The sequence below is a fragment of the Mesorhizobium sp. WSM4808 genome (assembly GCF_055811675.1).
Genome location: NZ_JBVVQX010000002.1, coordinates 426824 through 444610 on the forward strand (window position 1 = coordinate 426824; position 17787 = coordinate 444610).

Here is a 17787-nt window from a genome sequence, read left to right on the forward strand (position 1 = left end):
TGCACACTTTTCCCAGCGCGACCTGGGTCAGCTTGCCTCGCGCATCGCCTCGGCCGCCTGCAGGTCCACCGACACCAGTTGGCTGACGCCCTGCTCGGCCATGGTCACGCCGAACAGCCGGTTCATGCGCGCCATGGTGATGGGATTGTGGGTGATGATGACGAAACGCGTCTCGGTGGTGGCCGCCATCTCGTCCATGAGATTGCAGAAGCGTTCGACATTGTGGTCGTCGAGCGGCGCGTCGACTTCGTCGAGCACGCAGATCGGCGCCGGATTGGTCAGGAACACCGCGAAGATCAGCGACATCGCCGTCAACGCCTGCTCGCCGCCGGACAGCAGCGTCATGGTCTGCGGCTTCTTGCCGGGCGGGCGGGCAAGAATTTCGAGGCCAGCCTCGAGCGGATCGTCGGATTCGATCAACTGCAATTCCGCCGTGCCGCCGCCGAACAGATGCGAGAACAGCCGCTGGAAATGGCCGTTGACGACCTCGAAGGCGGCCAGCAACCGCTCGCGGCCTTCGCGGTTGAGGCTCTGGATCGCCTGCCTGAGCTTGCGGATCGCCTCAATGATGTCCTCGCGCTCGGAGACGATCGCCTCCAGCCGGTCGGATAGCTCCTTCTGCTCCTCCTCGGCGCGCAGGTTGACGGCGCCGAGCCGTTCGCGCTCGATCTTCAGCCTGTCGAGTTGACGCTCGATCTCGGCCATCTCAGGCATCGGGCTGTCGGCCTCCAGACCGGTGTGGCGGATGACCAGATGCGGCGGCGTGTTCAGCGTTTCCTGGATGCGCGCCTCGATCTCCAGCCGGCGCTCGTCGGCCGCGGTCAGCCGCTCCTCGGCGCGAACGCGGGTCTCGCGCGCCTCGGCCAGGAACTGGATGGCGCCGGTGGCGGCCTTGTCCAGTTCGGATTGCCGGTTCTCCGCTTCCTGCAGACGGTCGGCCGCCGCCTTGCGCAAGCTCTCGGCCTCGGTGAGCTGCGACAGCAAGGCACGCCGCTTGGCGTCGATTTCATCGGGAGCATCGGCCAGCCGCTCGCGTTCGGCCTCGGCCTCGGCCTTGCGTTCGCCGAGCGATGCGATCTGCGTCGAGGCGTTTTCGGCCCGCTCCAGCCAATTGCTGCGCTCGGCGCCAATGGCATCGAGCCGGCGCGCGCGCGCCTCGGCTTCGCGCCGCAGCCCCTCATGCACCGCGCGCGCATCGGCAAGCGCGGCGCGGTCGCGGGCGACATTGGCCGAGGACTGTTCGAGCTGCAATTGCAGATCGCCAAGATCGGGCGCGTCCTGCAGCAGCATTTCCGCCTCGGCGAAGGCGGCCGAAATCTCCTCATGGCTGTCGACGATGCGGGCGCGCGCTTCATCGAGTGCGGCGCGCCGGCTCTGCAATTCGCCGCCGGCCCTTTCGGCCTCGGCCAGCGCATTGCGGGCAGCGTCCAGCCGATGCTGAGCGTCACGACCGGCCTGGCGCGTGTTGCGCTCGGCCTCGCTTGCCAGGCGGAGCGCCTGTTCAGCCTCTCCCAGCGCATCCTCGGCCTGGCGCAGGACGAGCGTCGCTTGTATCGCCTCGGCATCGAGCTCAGCCAGCCGGTTCTTCTGCGCCAGCCGTTGTGCTGCGGCGGTCGGCGCATCGGCGCTTGCGGTAAAGCCATCCCAGCGCCAGAGCGCGCCTTCACGGCTGACCAGCCGCTGGCCGGGAGCAAGCAGCGACTGCAACCGGCGGCCGTCGCCGGCGGCATCGACGATACCGATCTGCGCCAGGCGGCGGGCGAGCTGTGCCGGCGCGTGGACCACGCTGGCCAGGCTTTTAACGCCTTCCGGCAGAGCCGCGTCGCCGGGCTGGATCGCGCTTTCGCCCCAATGCACCGGCGCGCTGCGGTCAAGCGGCACGTCGAGGTCTTCGCCAAGGGCCGCACCCAGCGCCGTTTCGAAACCGCGATCGACGCTGATCTGCTCCAGCACGGCCGGGAAGAGATCGCCGCTGGCTGCATCCAGGATTTTGGCCAGCGTGCGCGCTTCGGTTTCGATCCGCGCCAGCTCGGCCCTGGCATCCTGAAGCGGTGGCCGGGCAGAACTTTCCGTGGCGCGGGCATCGATGACAGACTGCTCGGCCTCGGACACGGCAGCCTCGGCCTCCTCCAGCAGCGCCATGGCCTGTTCGACCAGCACCCGCTTCTCGGCCGGATCGGGCAGGCCAGCGACCTTGGAGAGTATCTCAGACAATTCCCGGTCGACATCGGCAAGCTGGCGCGCGAAGCGGTCGCGGCGTTCGGCGGTGTCGCGCAGCGTCCGTTCGATCTGGTTGCGCGAGGCGGCAGCCTCGGCCCGTTCGGCTGTCAGCGCGGCGAGCTTGGCTTCGCTTTGCGAAAGCGTCGACGCCGCCTGTTCGAACGCCGCACGGGTGGTGGCTTCGCGTTCGGCGGCGCCGGCATTTTCCGAATTGAGTGCTGCCTCTTCGGTGCGAAGGCGCTCGAGAATGTCCGCATTGTCGCGGACCATGCGCTCTTCACGCGCGATATCGCCGTCGAGCTGCTGTAGCCGGCGCTCGAGTTCGCTCTGGCGGGCGCGGATACGGCCGGCTTCCTCCTCGATCTGCGACTTGGCGATCGACAAGCGCTGGAAGGCAGCGGCGGCGGCGGCTTCCGCGTCGCGCAAATCCGGCAACCGGTGAGCGCCGATACCTTGCTCCCTGGCGGCGGCCATCTGGGCCGCGGCGCGGTCGCCGACAAGGGCTGTCGCAACCGCCAGCGCCGAACGCGCCTCGCCTTCCTGGGTCTTGGCCAGTGTCCAGCGCAGATGCAAGAGCGTCGCTTCGGCCTTGCGGATATCGGCCGACAGGTTCTTGAAGCGGGAGGCCTGGCGCGCCTGGCGCTTCAGGCTTTCGATCTGGCTTTCCAGCTCGCCGACGACGTCGTCCAGTCGTTCGAGGTTCTGCTCGGCCGCCTTCAGCCGCAGTTCTGCCTCGTGGCGGCGGGTGTGCAGGCCGGAAATGCCTGCTGCCTCTTCGAGCAGCGCGCGGCGTGCCTGCGGCTTGGCCTGGATCAGTTCGCCGATGCGGCCCTGACCGACCATCGACGGCGAACGCGCGCCGGTCGACTGGTCGGCGAACAGAAGCTGCACGTCCTTGGCGCGGGCCTCCTTGCCGTTGATACGGTAAAGCGAGCCGGCCTCACGCTCGATGCGGCGCGACACCTGCAGTTCGTCGGCATCGTTGAACGCAGCGGGCGCCGAGCGGTCACTGTTGTCGAGGAAAAGCGTGACTTCGGCGGTGTTGCGTGCCGGGCGCGTGCCCGAGCCGGAAAAGATGACGTCGTCCATGCCGGACGCGCGCATGTTCTTGTAGGAGCTTTCGCCCATCACCCAGCGCAGCGCCTCGACAAGGTTCGACTTCCCGCAGCCGTTCGGCCCGACAATGCCGGTCAGTCCGCGTTCGATGACGAACTCGCCGGGCTCGACGAAGGACTTGAAACCGAGGAGGCGAAGGCGCGAAAACTTCATTCGCGCCGCCCACTAAGCGGATTACCGTGGTTTTGCGATGAGAATTCGCGGCACGACCGGAAGCCGCGCACGCCGAAGCGCCGCCGCCTCAGGGCTGACTGGACGTCAGAGCAGAGGGTCGATGATGGCCGACATTTCCTCAATCGACATCGCCCCCTTGTAGGTCTTACCGTTGATGAAGAAGGTCGGTGTCGAGTCGACCTTGAATTCATTGGCGCCACGCTTCTGGACCGATCTCACATCGTCCAGAAGTTTCTGGTCCGTCAAGCAGGCCTCGAAGGACTCCTGTGTAAAACCGGCGAGCTTCGAGATTTGCAGCAGTGCATCCTTGGTGTTCTGAACGCCAGCCCAGTTCGCCTGCTGCCTGAACAGGACGTCGACCATAGGGTAGTAGTTGTCCTTGGCGCAGCGCGCCAGCATAAAACCGGCTTCGGCACTCGGATCGAACGGGAATTCGCGCAGGATGTAGCGCGCCTTGCCGGTGTCGATGTACTTGGTCTTCAGGTCCGGAAAGGTGGTCTCGGCGAAATGCGCGCAGTGCGGGCAGGTCATCGAGGCGTATTCGACGATGGTGACCTTGGCGTCGTCCTTGCCAAGCTGTTTGTCGGGCAGCGCACCCGGCTTCATCAGTTCCGCCATGTCCACGGTGCCCTGGGCTTCCGGCGCGGTGGCGGCGGCCGGCGTGGCCGGCGTCGCGGGGGCGGCCGGGGCCGCAGGCTTCACATCCGCGGCCTTCGCCTCCTCGCCAGAGTCGCTGCAGGCGGCGAGCAGGGCCACCGCCGGAATGGCGGCCAGCGAAGACAGGACGTTTCTGCGAGACAAGCTTTGGCCAAACGGGGGACGGTTCATACGAATCACCTGACAAGGGTTGGATTTTGCAATGCAAAGACACGAAAAGGCGAGAGTTGGCGCGAATTAAGGCATCTCGATCCCCAATCCAATCGGGAAACCTGACAAGGGCGATCACGAATGCGAGATATTGACGACGAATCCATGACTTTCTTCAAGACGCCTATGATTTTCTCTCCCCGATAATGGTCGCGCCAAGTTTCTCCAGCGAGGCGCGCAGTTCATCATTGTCGACGAGGCCGACAGTTCCCGACAATTTCGTCTTCTCAGCCGCCGTCAGCGGCCTCAGGGCCGGTTTGCGCCTTCCTTTGTCGGTTGTCACCGGCTTCTGCAGGATCCTGATGCGATTGATGGCGGTGAAGCCGAGGAAGGCGTTGACCCGGTTGATGATCTCGCCCGTCTCGTGCTGCATATGAAGTGCCGCCATGCCTTCGCAGGCAATGACCAGCACGGCCGGCTCGAACGGATCGTCCTCATGCATACGGCGCGGCCATTGGATTTTTTCGGGGCGCGAATGGCTGGCCAGCCGCGGGCCGGCGATCTCGTCCCATGACTGGACGAGGCCGATCGAAATGCCAGCCCGCTTGCGCAGCACCGGATCGAGGATCCTGGTCGCGAGATCGCTGACCGGGACGGGATTGCCGTAGGGCGTTCTGCCTGCCATGTACGTCCTCCAGCCAAGACCCCAGCAGATACCGGCCAGGCCGATACAGATCAATGGCACCAGCAGACCAGACCCGCAAGACCGTATCCTGGGATAGTGGCAAAGCCGCATCCGGGGATAGCAGCAGAGCTGCATCCGGGCATATCGCGTCCCGCCTGCTAGGCTGGTACGACGCGCATCACCGTGAATTGCCGTGGCGCATCACGCCTCGTGAGCATGCGCGCGGCGTGCGGCCTGATCCCTACCGTATCTGGCTCTCCGAGGTCATGCTGCAGCAGACCACCGTCGAAGCGGTGAAGGCCTATTTCCGGATTTTCGTCGAGAAATGGCCCGATGTCGGGGCGCTGGCCGCGGCGCCGGCGGAGGATGTGATGAAGGCCTGGGCCGGGCTCGGCTATTACTCCCGCGCCCGCAATCTCAAGGCCTGTGCCGATCTTGTGGCCGCGCGTGGCGGCCGGTTTCCCGACACGGAAACGGCTTTGAGAGAACTGCCAGGCATCGGCGCCTATACGTCGGCGGCCATCACGGCGATTGCCTTCGACCGTCCCGCCGCCGTTGTCGACGGCAATGTCGAACGCGTCATTTCCCGGCTGTTTTCGATCGCAACCCCGCTGAGCGAAGCCAAGCCCGAAATCCGTGCCCATGTCGATCGCATGGTGCCCGGGACAAGGCCTGGCGACTTCGCCCAGGCGATGATGGATCTCGGCGCCACCATCTGCACGCCACGCCGGCCGCGCTGCATGCTGTGCCCGCTGCGCGAAGACTGCAGCGCGGTCGTTTCAGGCGATCCCGAGCACTTCCCGGTGCGCCTGCCCAAGGCCGACAAGCCGCAGCGGCACGGCGCGGCCTTTGTCGCCGTGCGGGCCGACGGCGCCATCCTTCTGCGCAAACGGGCGGAGAAGGGTTTGCTCGGCGGCATGACCGAGGTGCCGACGACGGGTTGGACCGCGCGGATCGATGGGGCAACCACGGAAGCGGCCGCGCCGTTTCCCGCCGACTGGCGGCATGCGGGCCGCATTGCGCATGTCTTCACGCATTTCGCTCTCGAACTCGAAGTCTTTCACGCTCACATCAAAGGTGATGCGCCAGACGGGCATTTCTGGTCGCTCGCTCACGAGATTTCCGGCGAGGCGCTGCCGACTGTCATGAAAAAGGCAATCGAGGCTGCGATACCCGGCGCGACGAAAAAGCCGTCGCCACACAGTGCAAAGAGGCCCCATGACTGAAATACGCCACATCGTTTTCGACATCGGCAGAGTGCTGATCCACTACGATCCCAACATTCCGTTCAGCCGCCTCATTCCGGATGCCGAAGAGAGAAAGTGGTTTTTCGACAATGTCTGCACGCATGATTGGAACATCGAGCAGGATCGCGGCCGGACCTGGGAAGAGGCCGAGGCGCTGCTGATCGCGGACCATCCCGATCACGCGGAAAACATCCGCGGGTTCCGCCGCCACTGGCACGAGATGGTTCCACATGCCTATGACGACAGTGTCGCCATCATGGTCGGTCTGATCGAGAGCGGCCACGACGTGACCATGCTGACCAACTTCGCCAGCGACACGCTGGCCGAAGCCCGCGAGCGCTTCGATTTCCTCAATCGTCCACGCGGCGTCACCATCTCGGGCGAAATCGGCATGATCAAGCCGGATCGCGGCATCTACGATCACCACGTCGCCGCGTTCGACCTCGAACCGTCAGCCACACTGTTCATCGACGACAGCCAGAAGAATGTCGACGGCGCCAAGGCGGCCGGCTGGCAGTCGGTGCTGTTCACCGATGCAGAGACGCTTCAAGCAGACCTCGAACGTCTCGGAATCAAGGCTTGATTTGAATCACTTCGCGCGATCCGTAGAGCTTTGAATCAACGGCATTCGAAGCAATTGGCAGGGGTTCAGGCCCCTGCCCGCTCCATGCCGAGCCGCGCGATGCGGCGAAGCTCGTCGATCGGGGTCAGGCCACCGCTGCGCTCATAATGCCAGAAGGTCCAGCCGTTGCAGGCATCCAGCCCCTGCACTTCGGCGCCGATCTTGTGGATCGAACCGGCGCTGTCGCCGATCGCCACCGTACCGTCGGCGCGCACCTTGGCGGCCCAGCGCTTCTTGGCGTCGTAGAGCGTCGCACCCGGCATCATCAGGCCGGTGTCGATCAGGCTGACGAAAGCAACGCGCGGTTCGGCCCGCTTGCCGGTCAGCACGGTGAGATCGGCGCCATCCAGTGGCCGCACCGCGTCGATGCGCTCGTTGGCGGCGTCGATATAGGCCTGCTCGCGTTCGATGCCGACGAAATGGCGGCCGAGACGCTTGGCCACCGCGCCCGTGGTGCCTGAGCCGAAAAAGGGATCAAGCACGATGTCGCCAGGTTTGGTCGAGGCCATCATGATGCGGGCAAGCAGCGCTTCCGGCTTCTGCGTCGGATGCAGCTTGTCGCCATTGTCGTTCTTCAGCCGCTCGCCGCCGGTGCAGATCGGAAACAGCCAGTCGGAGCGCATCTGGATGTCGTCGTTGGACGCCTTCATCGCTTCGTAGTTGAAAGTGTACCCCTTGCCCTTCTGGTCGCGCGTAGCCCAGATCATCGTCTCATGCGCGTTCTGGAAGCGGCGGCCGCGGAAATTCGGCATCGGGTTGGTCTTGCGCCAGACGACGTCGTTGAGGATCCAGAAGCCGAGATCCTGCATCTTGGCGCCGACACGGAAGATGTTGTGATAGGAGCCGATGACCCAGATGGTGCCGTTGGGTTTCAGCACCCGGCGCGCCGCCAGCAGCCAGGCCCGCGTGAAAGCGTCATAGGCCTCGAAACTCTCGAACTGGTCCCATTCGTCATCGACGGCGTCGACCTTCGACTGGTCGGGGCGGTGCAGGTCGCCGTCGAGCTGCAGATTGTAGGGCGGATCGGCGAAGATGACGTCGATCGATTTTTCGGGCAGCCGGTCGAGCGCGGCGACGCAGTCGCCCTTGAGGATCGTGTCCAGCCATTCGGATTGCTGGGGGGCGTGGGATAGCTCGTCGAGAAGACGCACGGCAGACATTCTGACACCCAGGGCACGCGTTACTGTTTACTCCTGGTTATGGTTACCGATCAGCGTAAATATTCCGTGAAGGCCAAGGCACGGGTGGGGCGAATTTGCGAAGGCGGCCCTGTTGGTGTATGCCGCGCCGCCTGAGCCTTCCGAGGCCGCTTCGCCCTCCCATTGTCCGGATCACCATGCCCCAGCCAGACCTTGTCATCTTCGATTGCGACGGCGTGCTCGTCGATTCCGAGATCATCGCCGCCCGTGTCGACGCCGAGCTTTTGACCTTGGCAGGATACGAGATATCGGCTGAGGAGATTTCGGAGAGCTATGCCGGCCTGACCTTCAAGGACATCATGCTGCGGGTCGAGGAAAAGTCCCGCATCCCCTTCCAGGCCTCTCTGATCGACAGGGAGGAACAATTGGTCGACCGCAAACTGCGCAGCGACGTCCGCGCCATCGATGGCGCGCGCGAGGCCGTTGCCGCGGTAACCGTGCCGCGCTGCGTCTGCTCGAATTCACGCTCCGAGCGGATCGAATTCATGCTGGAGAAGGTGCATCTTTTGCCGTTTTTCGCCGACCGGATTTTTTCGGCGATGGAAACACCGACCGGGAAAACGAAACCGGCGCCGGACGTGTTCCTGTTCGCGGCGGAGAAACTCAACGCCAACCCGGCGAACACTTTCGTCATCGAGGATTCCGTGCACGGCGTCCACGGCGCAAGGGCGGCGGGCATGCGGGTGATCGGCTTCACCGGAGCCGCCCACAGCTATCCCGGCCATGCCGACGCGCTCACCGAGGCCGGCGCCGAAACGGTGATCCGCCGCTGGGCGGAGTTGAAAAGCGTGATCGCGGCGCTGTCGGAGTGGTCGGACGCCTGAGAAGCGTGCGCCGCGACGCACCCCTCATGCAACTGCCGAGACCTAGTTCGTCGCGGCAGCCCTCTTGCGGCGGGTCTTCTTCGGCTTGTCGGCCGTTGCCTGATGCGCGGTTTCGTCATAGCCGGCAAAGGCCTGATAATCCTGCGCCGTCGGCTCGGGCACGACGACATTGGAATCGGTGAAGACGAACTGCGTGGCAACCGAAGGATCGGTGACCTGGACCTGATACTGGTGGAGCTGCGAGTAGAGGACCTCGGTGCCATGCATCACAGCCGTTCGGATCGGCATGGTGATGGTGCCTGGAGAAAACTTCGGTCCGGGGACAATCTTGCCGGCGACCGCGATCTTCATCGTCAACTGGCCGTTGGCACGGCTGCAGTCGCGTGTCACGTCGCTGACCGATGCCTGGTAGATGATGTTGGCCGATTCGTCGGGCGGAGTTGCAGCAGCGGCGTCAGCGTCGGCCTGGGCCGCGGCATCCTGCGCGGCGTCGCCGGTCTTCTTGATCCTGGGCTTGGGCTTCTGAGCTTCCTTGGAATAGGTATTGAAGAAAGCCGTGCCGTCGCGCACCGTCACCCGAGGGCAATAGGCCTGCAACTGGCTGGCCAGTATCTTGGGATCCTGGGGCGGCGGTGGCGCCGTCGGGTCCTCCTTCTTGCCTATGCCGAGGTTCAGGATGCCATTGTCGCCCGATTGGCAGCCGGCGGCGGCAAGCATAAAGCCGGTGAGCGCAAGACCCGCCAAAAAGCGACCACTGAATGTACGAAACGCCATGAAACTGCACTTCCCTCTCGCAAAGCTGGTGACGTATATCAACCGCGCGGCAAAAATGCGACTGAGCCAGCGCAGAAATTAACCACCTTGCGGTGGATGGAAAAGCCAAGCAGTAACGGAATTGTGACATGCACTATGTGAGTACCCGCGGGGAAGCCCCCGTTCTTGGATTTTCCGACGCCGTGCTGGCCGGGCTGGCGCGCGACGGCGGGCTCTACGTGCCGCGCGAGTGGCCACAGTTTTCCGCCGCCGAGATCCGCGCCATGCGCGGCCTTGCCTATCCCGACCTTGCGATCCGCGTGCTGTCGCCGTTCCTTGGCGACGAAATTCCGGCCCCTGTTTTCGAGCGGCTGGTGCGCGAAGCCTATGCCACCTTCCGCCACGAGGCCGTCTGCCCGCTGGTGCAGACAGGCCCCAACACCTTCATCCTGGAACTCTTCCACGGGCCGACGCTCGCCTTCAAGGACGTGGCAATGCAGCTTCTGGCCCGGCTGATGGACCATGTGCTTACCGAACGCGACCAGCACGCCACCATCGTCGGGGCGACCTCGGGCGATACCGGCGGGGCGGCCATCGATGCCTTTGCCGGTCGCAGCCGGACCGACATCTTCATCCTTTTCCCGCATGGCCGCGTCTCGCCGGTGCAGCAGCGGCAGATGACGACGTCGACGGCTGCAAACGTCCATGCGTTGGCGATCGAAGGCAATTTCGACGATTGCCAGGGCCTGCTCAAGGACATGTTCAACGATCACGGCTTTCGCGACCGGGTTGCGCTTTCGGGCGTCAATTCGATCAATTGGGCCCGCATCATGGCCCAGATCGTCTATTATTTCTCCTCGGCGCTGTCGCTCGGCGCACCGGACAGGCCGGTCTCCTTCACCGTGCCGACCGGCAATTTCGGCGATATCTTCGCCGGCTACGCCGCCAAGAAGATGGGACTGCCGATCGAGCGGCTGGTCATCGCCACCAATGACAACGACATTCTGGCGCGCACCTTTTCGACCGGCGAATACCGCACCAAGGGCGTCTTTGCGACCACGTCGCCGTCGATGGATATCCAGGTGTCGTCCAATTTCGAACGCCTGCTGTTCGAAGCCTCCGGCCGTGACGCGGCGACCGTGCGGCGCTACATGGACGGTCTGAAGCAGTCCGGCGCTTTCACCATCGAACCCCAGCAAATCGCCGGGATGCGGTCGGAATTCGACGCCGGCCGGGCTGATATGGACGAGGTCGCCGCCACCATCCGCTCGACGCTCGCGGCCAGCAACTATCTGCTCGATCCGCACACCGCGGCAGCTGTGCATGTCGCTGCGGGCAAGGCGTCAGGCGCCGTCCCGATGGTGGTGCTGGGTACCGCACACCCGGCAAAATTCCCGGCCGCCGTCGAAGCCGCCAGCGGCGTGTCGCCCGCACTGCCCGCGTGGCTAGGTGGGTTGATGACATCGGAGGAAAAATACACGGTACTTCCCTCCGACCTGAAAATGGTGGAAGATTATGTCGGCCGCCGCGCGCGGGCGGCGCGTTAAGGAGTACTAGCCATATGGGTGTTGAGGTAAGCCGTCTGTCGAACGGCCTGACAGTCGCCACCGAAACCCTTCAAAGCATCGAATCGGTTGCCCTTGGTGCCTGGGTCAAGTCGGGTGCCCGCAATGAACGTGAGGACGAGCATGGCATGGCCCATCTGCTCGAGCACATGGCGTTCAAGGGCACGAAAAGGCGGAGCGCCTTCGAAATCGCCTCGGAGATCGAGGACGTCGGCGGCGAGATCAACGCCGCCACCAGCGTCGAAACCACTTCCTACTATGCCAGGGTGCTCTCCGACGACGTGCCGCTGGCCGTCGACATTCTTGCCGACATCCTGCAGGAGTCCGAATTCGACCCGCAGGAACTCGAGCGCGAACAGCATGTGATCCTGCAGGAGATCGGCGCCGCGCACGACACCCCCGACGACATCGTCTTCGACCGCTTCACGGAAACCGCCTATCGCCATCAGACGATTGGGCGCTCCATTCTCGGCACGCCCGAAACGGTCAAATCCTTCACCTCCAAGCAACTCCACGACTTCATCGAGCGGCAATATGGCGCCGAGCGCATGGTGATTGTCGCCGCCGGCGACATCAAGCATGACAATTTCGTGCGCGAGGTCGAAAAGCAACTCGGCGGCTTCCGCAGCAAGGCCGACAGCACCATCCCGCAATATGCGCAATATGTCGGCGGCGATTTTCGCGAGGACCGCGACCTGATGGACGCGCAGATCGTGCTGGGGTTCGAAGGCCGGGCCTATCATGTGCGCGACTTCTATGCCTCGCAGGTGCTCTCGATGATCCTCGGCGGTGGCATGTCGTCGCGCCTGTTCCAGGAGGTCCGCGAGAAGCGCGGCCTGTGTTATTCGGTCTATGCCTTCCATTGGGGCTTTTCCGACACCGGCGTCTTCGGCGTCCATGCCGCGACCGGCCAGAGCGACATCGCCGAACTGGTGCCTGTCATCATCGACGAACTGCAGAAGGCCGGCGAGAAAATCCTGCAGGAAGAACTCGACCGGGCGCGCGCCCAATATCGCGCCGGACTGATCATGTCAGCCGAAAGCCCGGCCAGCCGCGCTTCGCAGATCGCACGGCAGTTGCTTCTGTTCGGCCGGCCGATCGCCAAGGAGGAACTGATGGAACGGCTGTCGGCGCTGACGATCGAGCGGCTGACCGACCTGTCGTCGCGATTGTTCTCGACCAAGCCGACGCTTACCGCTGTCGGGCCTGTGGGTACGCTGGCGCCATACGAGGCGATCCTCGAATCGCTCGCAGGCACGCAGACCACGGCCCGTAAGCTCGCCGTCTAAGCCCCTCGAAGCGTCGTGTTCGCGCTCCCTTTCTTTCGCCGCGACCTGCCGGCGCTGAAAGGCGACCGCGTCACGCTGCGCGTGCCGTTCACCAACGACTACCGCGAGTGGGCGGTGGTGCGCGGCGAAAGCCGCGCCTTCCTCGAACCCTGGGAGCCACGCTGGACTCCCGATGAACTCGACCGCAACGCATGGCGGCTGCGCATCAGCCGCTACCGCGAAGATTATGCGCAAGGAACCGCAATCGCCTTCTTCATCTTCGAGAAGAGCAGCGGCAAGCTTGCTGGCGGCATCACGCTCGGCAACATACGCCATGGCGTCTCGCAAAGCGGCCATGTCGGCTACTGGATCGGCGAGCGCTTCGGCGGCCGCGGCCTGATGACCGACGCGGTCAAGGTGGTGGCCCGCTTCGCCTTCGATACGCTGAGGTTGCACCGGATCGAAGCGGCCTGTATTCCCGACAATATCAGGTCGATCCGCGTGCTTGAAAAAGCCGGATTTCGGCGCGAAGGACTGCTGCGATCCTATCTCAGGATCAACGGCATCTGGCAGGACCACTACCTCTACGCCCGGATCGCGGACGATCCGCCGGGCGTTGGAACGAAGGACTGATTTTTGACGAATTTCCTGCGAAACGGGCCGCTGTTCGCCTTTGTCCTCGCGACACTCCTGACGCTGTGGGCGGCATCGTCGGCCTTCGCCGTGGAGCCGATCAAGATCGCCCGCGACGACGTCGCGCTCGACCTTTCCGGCGCCGTCGAGATCTACCGGAACCAGGGTGAGAATTTCCAGGTGTCGACCGCGCCGGGTCCGGACGGTATCGTGCGGCGCATCGAGGTCGAGGCCAATGATGCACGTTCGACCGGCGACTGGGCGGTGTTCGCGCTCGCCAACACCACCGACCAGCAACTCGACCGGCTGATCGTCGCACCGCATTTCCGCCTGGTAAACTCCGGCATCTTCTGGCCGGATCTCGGCTCGACCCGCATCGCCGCCATCACGCCCAGCGAAGGCTTCGCGCTCGACCGCCAGACCAGCCCCGATGCCGACGTTTTCCGGGTGACGCTGAACCCCGGCACGGTGATCACCTTCATCGCCGAACTGGCCTCGCCTAAGCTGCCGCAGGTCTACCTCTGGGATCCGGAATCCTACAAGGACTCGGTCAATTCCTACACGCTGTTTCGCGGCATCGTCATCGGTATCGCAGGCTTGCTGGCGCTGTTCCTCACCATTCTTTTCGTGGTCAAGGGGACCTCGATGTTCCCCGCGACCGCCGCCCTTGCCTGGGCGGTACTGGCCTATATCTGTGTCGATTTCGGCTTCCTCAACAAGGTCATCGAGATCTCGCCCGGCAATGAGCAGATGTGGCGGGCGGGAACGGAGGTGGCGCTGGCTGGAACCTTCGTGGTGTTCCTGTTCGCCTATCTCAACCTCAACCGATGGCACGGCCATTTCAGTTACGGCGCGCTGGTCTGGATTCTCGGACTGGTGCTGATCGCCGGGGTCGCGATCGTCGATCCGGCGGTTGCCGCCGGCATCGCCAGGCTGTCCTTCGCCGCAACCGCACTGACCGGGCTTGGCCTGATCATCTTCCTCGGCATACGCGGCTACGACCGTGCCATCATGCTGGTGCCCAGTTGGGTCATGGTGCTGTTGTGGCTATGCGGATCGTGGATGGCGATCACCGGCATGCTCGACAACGACATTGCCCAGCCGGCCCTGGGCGGCGGGCTGATCCTGATCATCCTTCTGATCGGCTTCACAGTGATGCAGCACGCCTTTGCCGGCGGCGCCCTGCACCAGGGCCTGTTCTCCGACCTTGAGCGGCAGGCGCTGGCGGTGGCCGGATCGGGCGACACGGTCTGGGACTGGGATGTGCTGCGCGACCGCGTCGTCACCAAGCCCGATGTCAGCATCCAGCTCGGCCTGGCACCGAACAGCCTTGGCGGCGCGGCCCGCAACTGGCTGCCGGTGCTGCATGCCGACGACCGCGACACGTTCCGCACGACGCTCGACGTGGTGCTCGAACACCGGCGCGGCCGGGTGTCGCAGAATTTCCGCCTGCGCGGCGCCGACGGCCACTATCACTGGTTTTCACTGCGCGCACGCCCGGTCATCGGCTCGGACGGCGAAGTCATCCGCTGCGTCGGCACCATGGTCGACGTGACCGAGCAGAAAAAGTCCGAGGAAAGGCTGCTGCACGACGCCGTGCACGACAATCTGACCGGCCTGCCAAACCGCGAACTTTTGATGAACCGGCTGGAAGCGATCATCTCGATCGCGCGCACCGAAGAGAAGGTGCGGCCGACCGTCTTCGTCATCGACATCGACCGTTTCAAACAGGTCAATGACGGGCTCGGCATCTCGGCCGGCGACACCATCCTCTTGACCATCGCGCGCCGCCTGCACCGGTTGCTCAAGCCGAAGGATTCGCTGTCGCGCTTTGCCGGCGATCAGTTCGCTTTGATGCTGCTGTCCGAACAGGACCCGGCCCGCATCGCTGCGGTCGCTGATGCAATCAAGCATGCCATCAACAACCCGATCACCTTTGCCAAGCGCGAGATCGTGCTGACCGCGTCGATCGGACTGATCACCTGGAATTCGCCGCAGATGTCGGCCGAGGACATGGTCAAGGATGCCGAGCTTGCCATGCACCAGGCCAAGCGCTTCGGCGGCGACAGGATCGAGCCGTTCCGTCCGGCTTTCCGCACTGTCGGCACCGACAGGCTGCAGTTCGAATCCGACCTGCGCCGCGCCATCGAACGGCGCGAATTCACGCTTGCCTACCAGCCGATCGTGCGCCTCGAGGACGGCAGCGTCGCCGGCTTCGAGGCGCTGCTGCGCTGGGACCACCCGCGCCGCGGCATGATCCCGCCGGCGGATTTCATCCCGGTCGCCGAAAGCTGCGGGCTTATCGTGCAGCTCGGCCTGTTTGCCATGCAGCAGGCGGCGGAAGATCTCGCCAGCTGGCAAAAACAGATCGGTGACGCGCCGCTGTCGGTCTCGGTCAATTTGTCCAGCCGCCAGCTGATCCGCCGCGACTTGGTCAGCGACGTCCGCTCGGTCATCGCGCGGGCCAATCTGAAGCCGCGCTGCTTCCGGCTGGAGCTCACCGAATCGCTTGTCATGGACAATCCCGAGCAGACCGCGCATGTGCTGACCAAGCTGAAGCAACTCGGCATCGGCCTGTCGCTGGACGATTTCGGCACCGGCTACTCCTCACTGGCCTACCTGACGCGTTTCCCCTTCGACACCATCAAGATCGACAAGAGCTTCGTCGACGACAACACGCCCAAGCGCGCGGTGCTGCTGAAGTCGATGGTCAACATGGCGCATGAGCTCGGTCTGTCCGTCGTCGCCGAAGGCATTTCGGACGAGAGCGATGCGCTGGAATTGCGTCAGATGGGCTGCGAATATGTGCAGAGCTTCATGTTCGGCGCCCCGATGCCGGGCGACCAGGTGCTGAAGACGCTAAAAGAGCAGTATCCGCTGACGCAAGCGTGAGAGCCCGTTTGGAAACTCTACTCTGGCGGCCATCTGACGGCGTTTTCTGCGCTTCCGGTGCACGGACCCGAATGTCCGCTGCGCTCCGGTTCTCGAAAACACCACCATATGACTCTCCAGAGCGAGTTTCGAAACGGGCTCCGCGATGAGGCTGATGGGGTTTAGGCGTGTCCGGCCGCCAGGCTGAGATGCGCAAGGTCGATACCGATCGAGGCGAGGATCCGGTCGTATTTGCGCTCGATATCGGTGTCGAACAGAAGCTCGGCATTGGCCGGACAGGTCAGCCAGCCATTTTCGGCGATCTCGGTCTCCAGCTGGCCGGCGCCCCAGCCGGAATAGCCGAGCGCCATCAGCGCATGACGAGGCCCGCGGCCGGACGATATGGCGCGCAATATGTCGACGGTCGCCGTCAGGCAGATGTCGTCGGAAACGGTCAGCGACGATTCCACCCGATAGTCTCCCGAATGCAGGACGAAGCCCCGGCTGCGATCCACGGGTCCGCCATTGCGCACGACGAAATCGCGGGCCTGCGCCGGCAATCGGATCGCCTCCTGCTCGTTCATGATGCCCAGTTGCACGAGCAGATCCGGAAACAGCATCTGCTGCGTCTGGTTGATGATCAGCCCCATGGCCCCTTCATCGGAATGTGCGCAGACATAGATGACCGAGCGCGTGAAACGGTCGTCCTTCATGCCGGGCATGGCAATCAGGAACTGATCGTCGAGAAAGCCGCGGCTGGCGACCGTCTTCTTGTGGCGCAACAAGTCCATGAAGGGAGCGTAACGCGTTTCCAAAGCGCCGAAAAGATGCGCCGTGCTGGATTCGACCAAAGCCTGTGGCGGCGGCTCGAACATTCTTCTCCCTCGAAGTCACGCAAATATGATACCGGCAAGGCCATGAAATCATTGCGCGGCCACGAACGGACGATCAAATCACCGCCATGCGAAGCTTGAAAATCCTGCTGCTCGGCGCCGCCATCGGATCGGCAACCGCTCTTCCCGCCGCCGCCTCCTCATCGGCGTGGTACAACAGCGAAGGCGGCAAGGTCCGGCTGGTGACATCAGGCAAAGCCGACGACACCGGCCGCATCCAGGGCGTTCTCGACATAGCGCTCAAGCCCGGCTGGAAGACATATTGGCGCGATCCGGGCGACGCGGGCGTGCCGCCGCAGCTCGACATTTCAGCCAGCACCAACATCGCCGACGCAGCGCTATCGTTTCCGGCGCCGCAGCGCCATGACGACGGCTATGGCAAATGGGCAGGCTACAACTATCCGGTTTCTCTGCCGGTGACATTCACGCTGGCGGCGCCGAACCAGCCGGCGTTGATCGATGCCGACATCTTTCTCGGCATCTGCGAAACGATCTGCATTCCGGTGCAGACGCGGCTGACCGTCGACCCCGCCTCCGATCCGGACAATGCCGAGGACGCAGCGCTGGTGAAGGCGAGTTTCGCGGCGCTACCAGCGCCCGCGAGGTCCGATTTCGGCATCAATGTGCTGCCGGGCGACCACGAGACGCTGATTGTCGAGGCGAGCTTTCCCGGCGATCCGGAGGCGGCGGATTTCTTCGTGGCCGGCGAGCGGGACTACATGTTCGGTACCCCTGCGCGCCGCGAAAAAGACGGCAAGCTGATTTTCACCGTGCCGATCCTCGATCGCCCCTCGACGACGCCGACCGATGGCGGGCTTCACTATACGCTGACGAGTTCGGCGGGCGCGGTCGAAGGGGTTCTGCCTTTCCCTTGATCCAGCCCACCCCAACGGTTGCAGGAAGCCGTTGG

Annotated in this window: 14 protein-coding genes; 8 read left to right on the forward strand and 6 right to left on the reverse strand. The window is 64.0% G+C overall.

What is annotated here, in order from left to right; genetic code table 11:
* Window positions 1-27: 27 nt before the first annotated feature.
* The 3 genes from smc to AC0L2U_RS04765 form a co-directional block, all read right to left on the reverse strand.
* Window positions 28-3489, reverse strand: coding sequence for a chromosome segregation protein SMC (gene smc / locus AC0L2U_RS04755; protein ID WP_473601504.1), 3462 nt, complete (start codon window positions 3487-3489; stop codon window positions 28-30).
* A gap of 105 nt (window positions 3490-3594) precedes the next feature.
* Window positions 3595-4338, reverse strand: coding sequence for a DsbA family protein (locus AC0L2U_RS04760; protein WP_127268828.1), 744 nt, complete (start codon window positions 4336-4338; stop codon window positions 3595-3597).
* A 163-nt stretch (window positions 4339-4501) separates the two neighbouring features.
* Window positions 4502-5002, reverse strand: coding sequence for a DUF721 domain-containing protein (locus tag AC0L2U_RS04765; protein ID WP_473601505.1), 501 nt, complete (start codon window positions 5000-5002; stop codon window positions 4502-4504).
* A 53-nt stretch (window positions 5003-5055) separates the two neighbouring features.
* Between AC0L2U_RS04765 and mutY the strand changes: the two genes are divergently transcribed.
* Window positions 5056-6228 (forward strand): A/G-specific adenine glycosylase, encoded by a 1173-nt coding sequence (gene mutY, locus AC0L2U_RS04770; RefSeq protein ID WP_128288855.1) that lies wholly within the window; start codon window positions 5056-5058, stop codon window positions 6226-6228.
* Window positions 6221-6832 (forward strand): HAD family hydrolase, encoded by a 612-nt coding sequence (locus AC0L2U_RS04775; RefSeq protein WP_127395640.1) that lies wholly within the window; start codon window positions 6221-6223, stop codon window positions 6830-6832. Before mutY ends, AC0L2U_RS04775 begins: the two co-directional genes overlap by 8 nt.
* Before the next feature lie 65 nt (window positions 6833-6897).
* Here AC0L2U_RS04775 and AC0L2U_RS04780 read toward each other — a convergent pair whose 3' ends face one another.
* A complete protein-coding gene (locus tag AC0L2U_RS04780) occupies window positions 6898-8031 on the reverse strand; it encodes a site-specific DNA-methyltransferase (RefSeq protein ID WP_127268824.1) in 1134 nt (377 codons plus the stop codon).
* A 176-nt stretch (window positions 8032-8207) separates the two neighbouring features.
* Here AC0L2U_RS04780 and AC0L2U_RS04785 point away from each other — a divergent pair, with 176 nt between their 5' ends.
* The gene (locus AC0L2U_RS04785) at window positions 8208-8894 is read left to right on the forward strand and encodes an HAD family hydrolase (RefSeq protein ID WP_127268823.1); all 687 of its coding nucleotides are present in this window, start codon (window positions 8208-8210) and stop codon (window positions 8892-8894) included.
* 42 nt (window positions 8895-8936) lie between these two features.
* Here AC0L2U_RS04785 and AC0L2U_RS04790 read toward each other — a convergent pair whose 3' ends face one another.
* Window positions 8937-9668 (reverse strand): hypothetical protein, encoded by a 732-nt coding sequence (locus AC0L2U_RS04790; protein WP_127395641.1) that lies wholly within the window; start codon window positions 9666-9668, stop codon window positions 8937-8939.
* A gap of 128 nt (window positions 9669-9796) precedes the next feature.
* Here AC0L2U_RS04790 and thrC point away from each other — a divergent pair, with 128 nt between their 5' ends.
* The 4 genes from thrC to AC0L2U_RS04810 are packed head-to-tail and all read left to right on the forward strand — an operon-like array spanning window position 9797 to window position 16005.
* A complete protein-coding gene (gene thrC, locus AC0L2U_RS04795) occupies window positions 9797-11194 on the forward strand; it encodes a threonine synthase (protein WP_127395642.1) in 1398 nt (465 codons plus the stop codon).
* Window positions 11195-11208: 14 nt separating this feature from the next.
* Complete coding sequence (locus tag AC0L2U_RS04800; RefSeq protein ID WP_127320877.1) at window positions 11209-12501, forward strand: M16 family metallopeptidase; 1293 nt, start codon at window positions 11209-11211, stop codon at window positions 12499-12501.
* A gap of 15 nt (window positions 12502-12516) precedes the next feature.
* Entirely contained in the window at window positions 12517-13113 is a 597-nt protein-coding gene (locus AC0L2U_RS04805) for a GNAT family N-acetyltransferase (protein ID WP_127268573.1), read from the forward strand.
* Between the two features lie 3 nt (window positions 13114-13116).
* Window positions 13117-16005, forward strand: a complete 2889-nt coding sequence (locus AC0L2U_RS04810) for an EAL domain-containing protein (protein WP_127810997.1) — start codon at window positions 13117-13119, stop codon at window positions 16003-16005.
* 161 nt (window positions 16006-16166) lie between these two features.
* On the opposite strand, the gene AC0L2U_RS04815 is transcribed toward AC0L2U_RS04810, so the two are convergent.
* Window positions 16167-16775 (reverse strand): YqgE/AlgH family protein, encoded by a 609-nt coding sequence (locus AC0L2U_RS04815; protein WP_023808594.1) that lies wholly within the window; start codon window positions 16773-16775, stop codon window positions 16167-16169.
* Between the two features lie 170 nt (window positions 16776-16945).
* Between AC0L2U_RS04815 and AC0L2U_RS04820 the strand changes: the two genes are divergently transcribed.
* On the forward strand, window positions 16946-17752 hold the full coding sequence (locus tag AC0L2U_RS04820) for a protein-disulfide reductase DsbD domain-containing protein (protein ID WP_127398995.1): 807 nt from the start codon (window positions 16946-16948) through the stop codon (window positions 17750-17752).
* Window positions 17753-17787: the final 35 nt, after the last annotated feature.

Coding starts and splice junctions, on each gene's coding strand:
- smc (WP_473601504.1), bottom strand. CDS start 3,489: ATGAAGTTTTCGCGCCTTCGCCTCCTCGGTTTCAAGTCCTTCGTCGAG.
- AC0L2U_RS04760 (WP_127268828.1), bottom strand. CDS start 4,338: ATGAACCGTCCCCCGTTTGGCCAAAGCTTGTCTCGCAGAAACGTCCTG.
- AC0L2U_RS04765 (WP_473601505.1), bottom strand. CDS start 5,002: ATGGCAGGCAGAACGCCCTACGGCAATCCCGTCCCGGTCAGCGATCTC.
- mutY (WP_128288855.1), top strand. CDS start 5,056: ATGGCACCAGCAGACCAGACCCGCAAGACCGTATCCTGGGATAGTGGC.
- AC0L2U_RS04775 (WP_127395640.1), top strand. CDS start 6,221: ATGACTGAAATACGCCACATCGTTTTCGACATCGGCAGAGTGCTGATC.
- AC0L2U_RS04780 (WP_127268824.1), bottom strand. CDS start 8,031: ATGTCTGCCGTGCGTCTTCTCGACGAGCTATCCCACGCCCCCCAGCAA.
- AC0L2U_RS04785 (WP_127268823.1), top strand. CDS start 8,208: ATGCCCCAGCCAGACCTTGTCATCTTCGATTGCGACGGCGTGCTCGTC.
- AC0L2U_RS04790 (WP_127395641.1), bottom strand. CDS start 9,668: ATGGCGTTTCGTACATTCAGTGGTCGCTTTTTGGCGGGTCTTGCGCTC.
- thrC (WP_127395642.1), top strand. CDS start 9,797: ATGCACTATGTGAGTACCCGCGGGGAAGCCCCCGTTCTTGGATTTTCC.
- AC0L2U_RS04800 (WP_127320877.1), top strand. CDS start 11,209: ATGGGTGTTGAGGTAAGCCGTCTGTCGAACGGCCTGACAGTCGCCACC.
- AC0L2U_RS04815 (WP_023808594.1), bottom strand. CDS start 16,775: ATGGACTTGTTGCGCCACAAGAAGACGGTCGCCAGCCGCGGCTTTCTC.
- AC0L2U_RS04820 (WP_127398995.1), top strand. CDS start 16,946: ATGCGAAGCTTGAAAATCCTGCTGCTCGGCGCCGCCATCGGATCGGCA.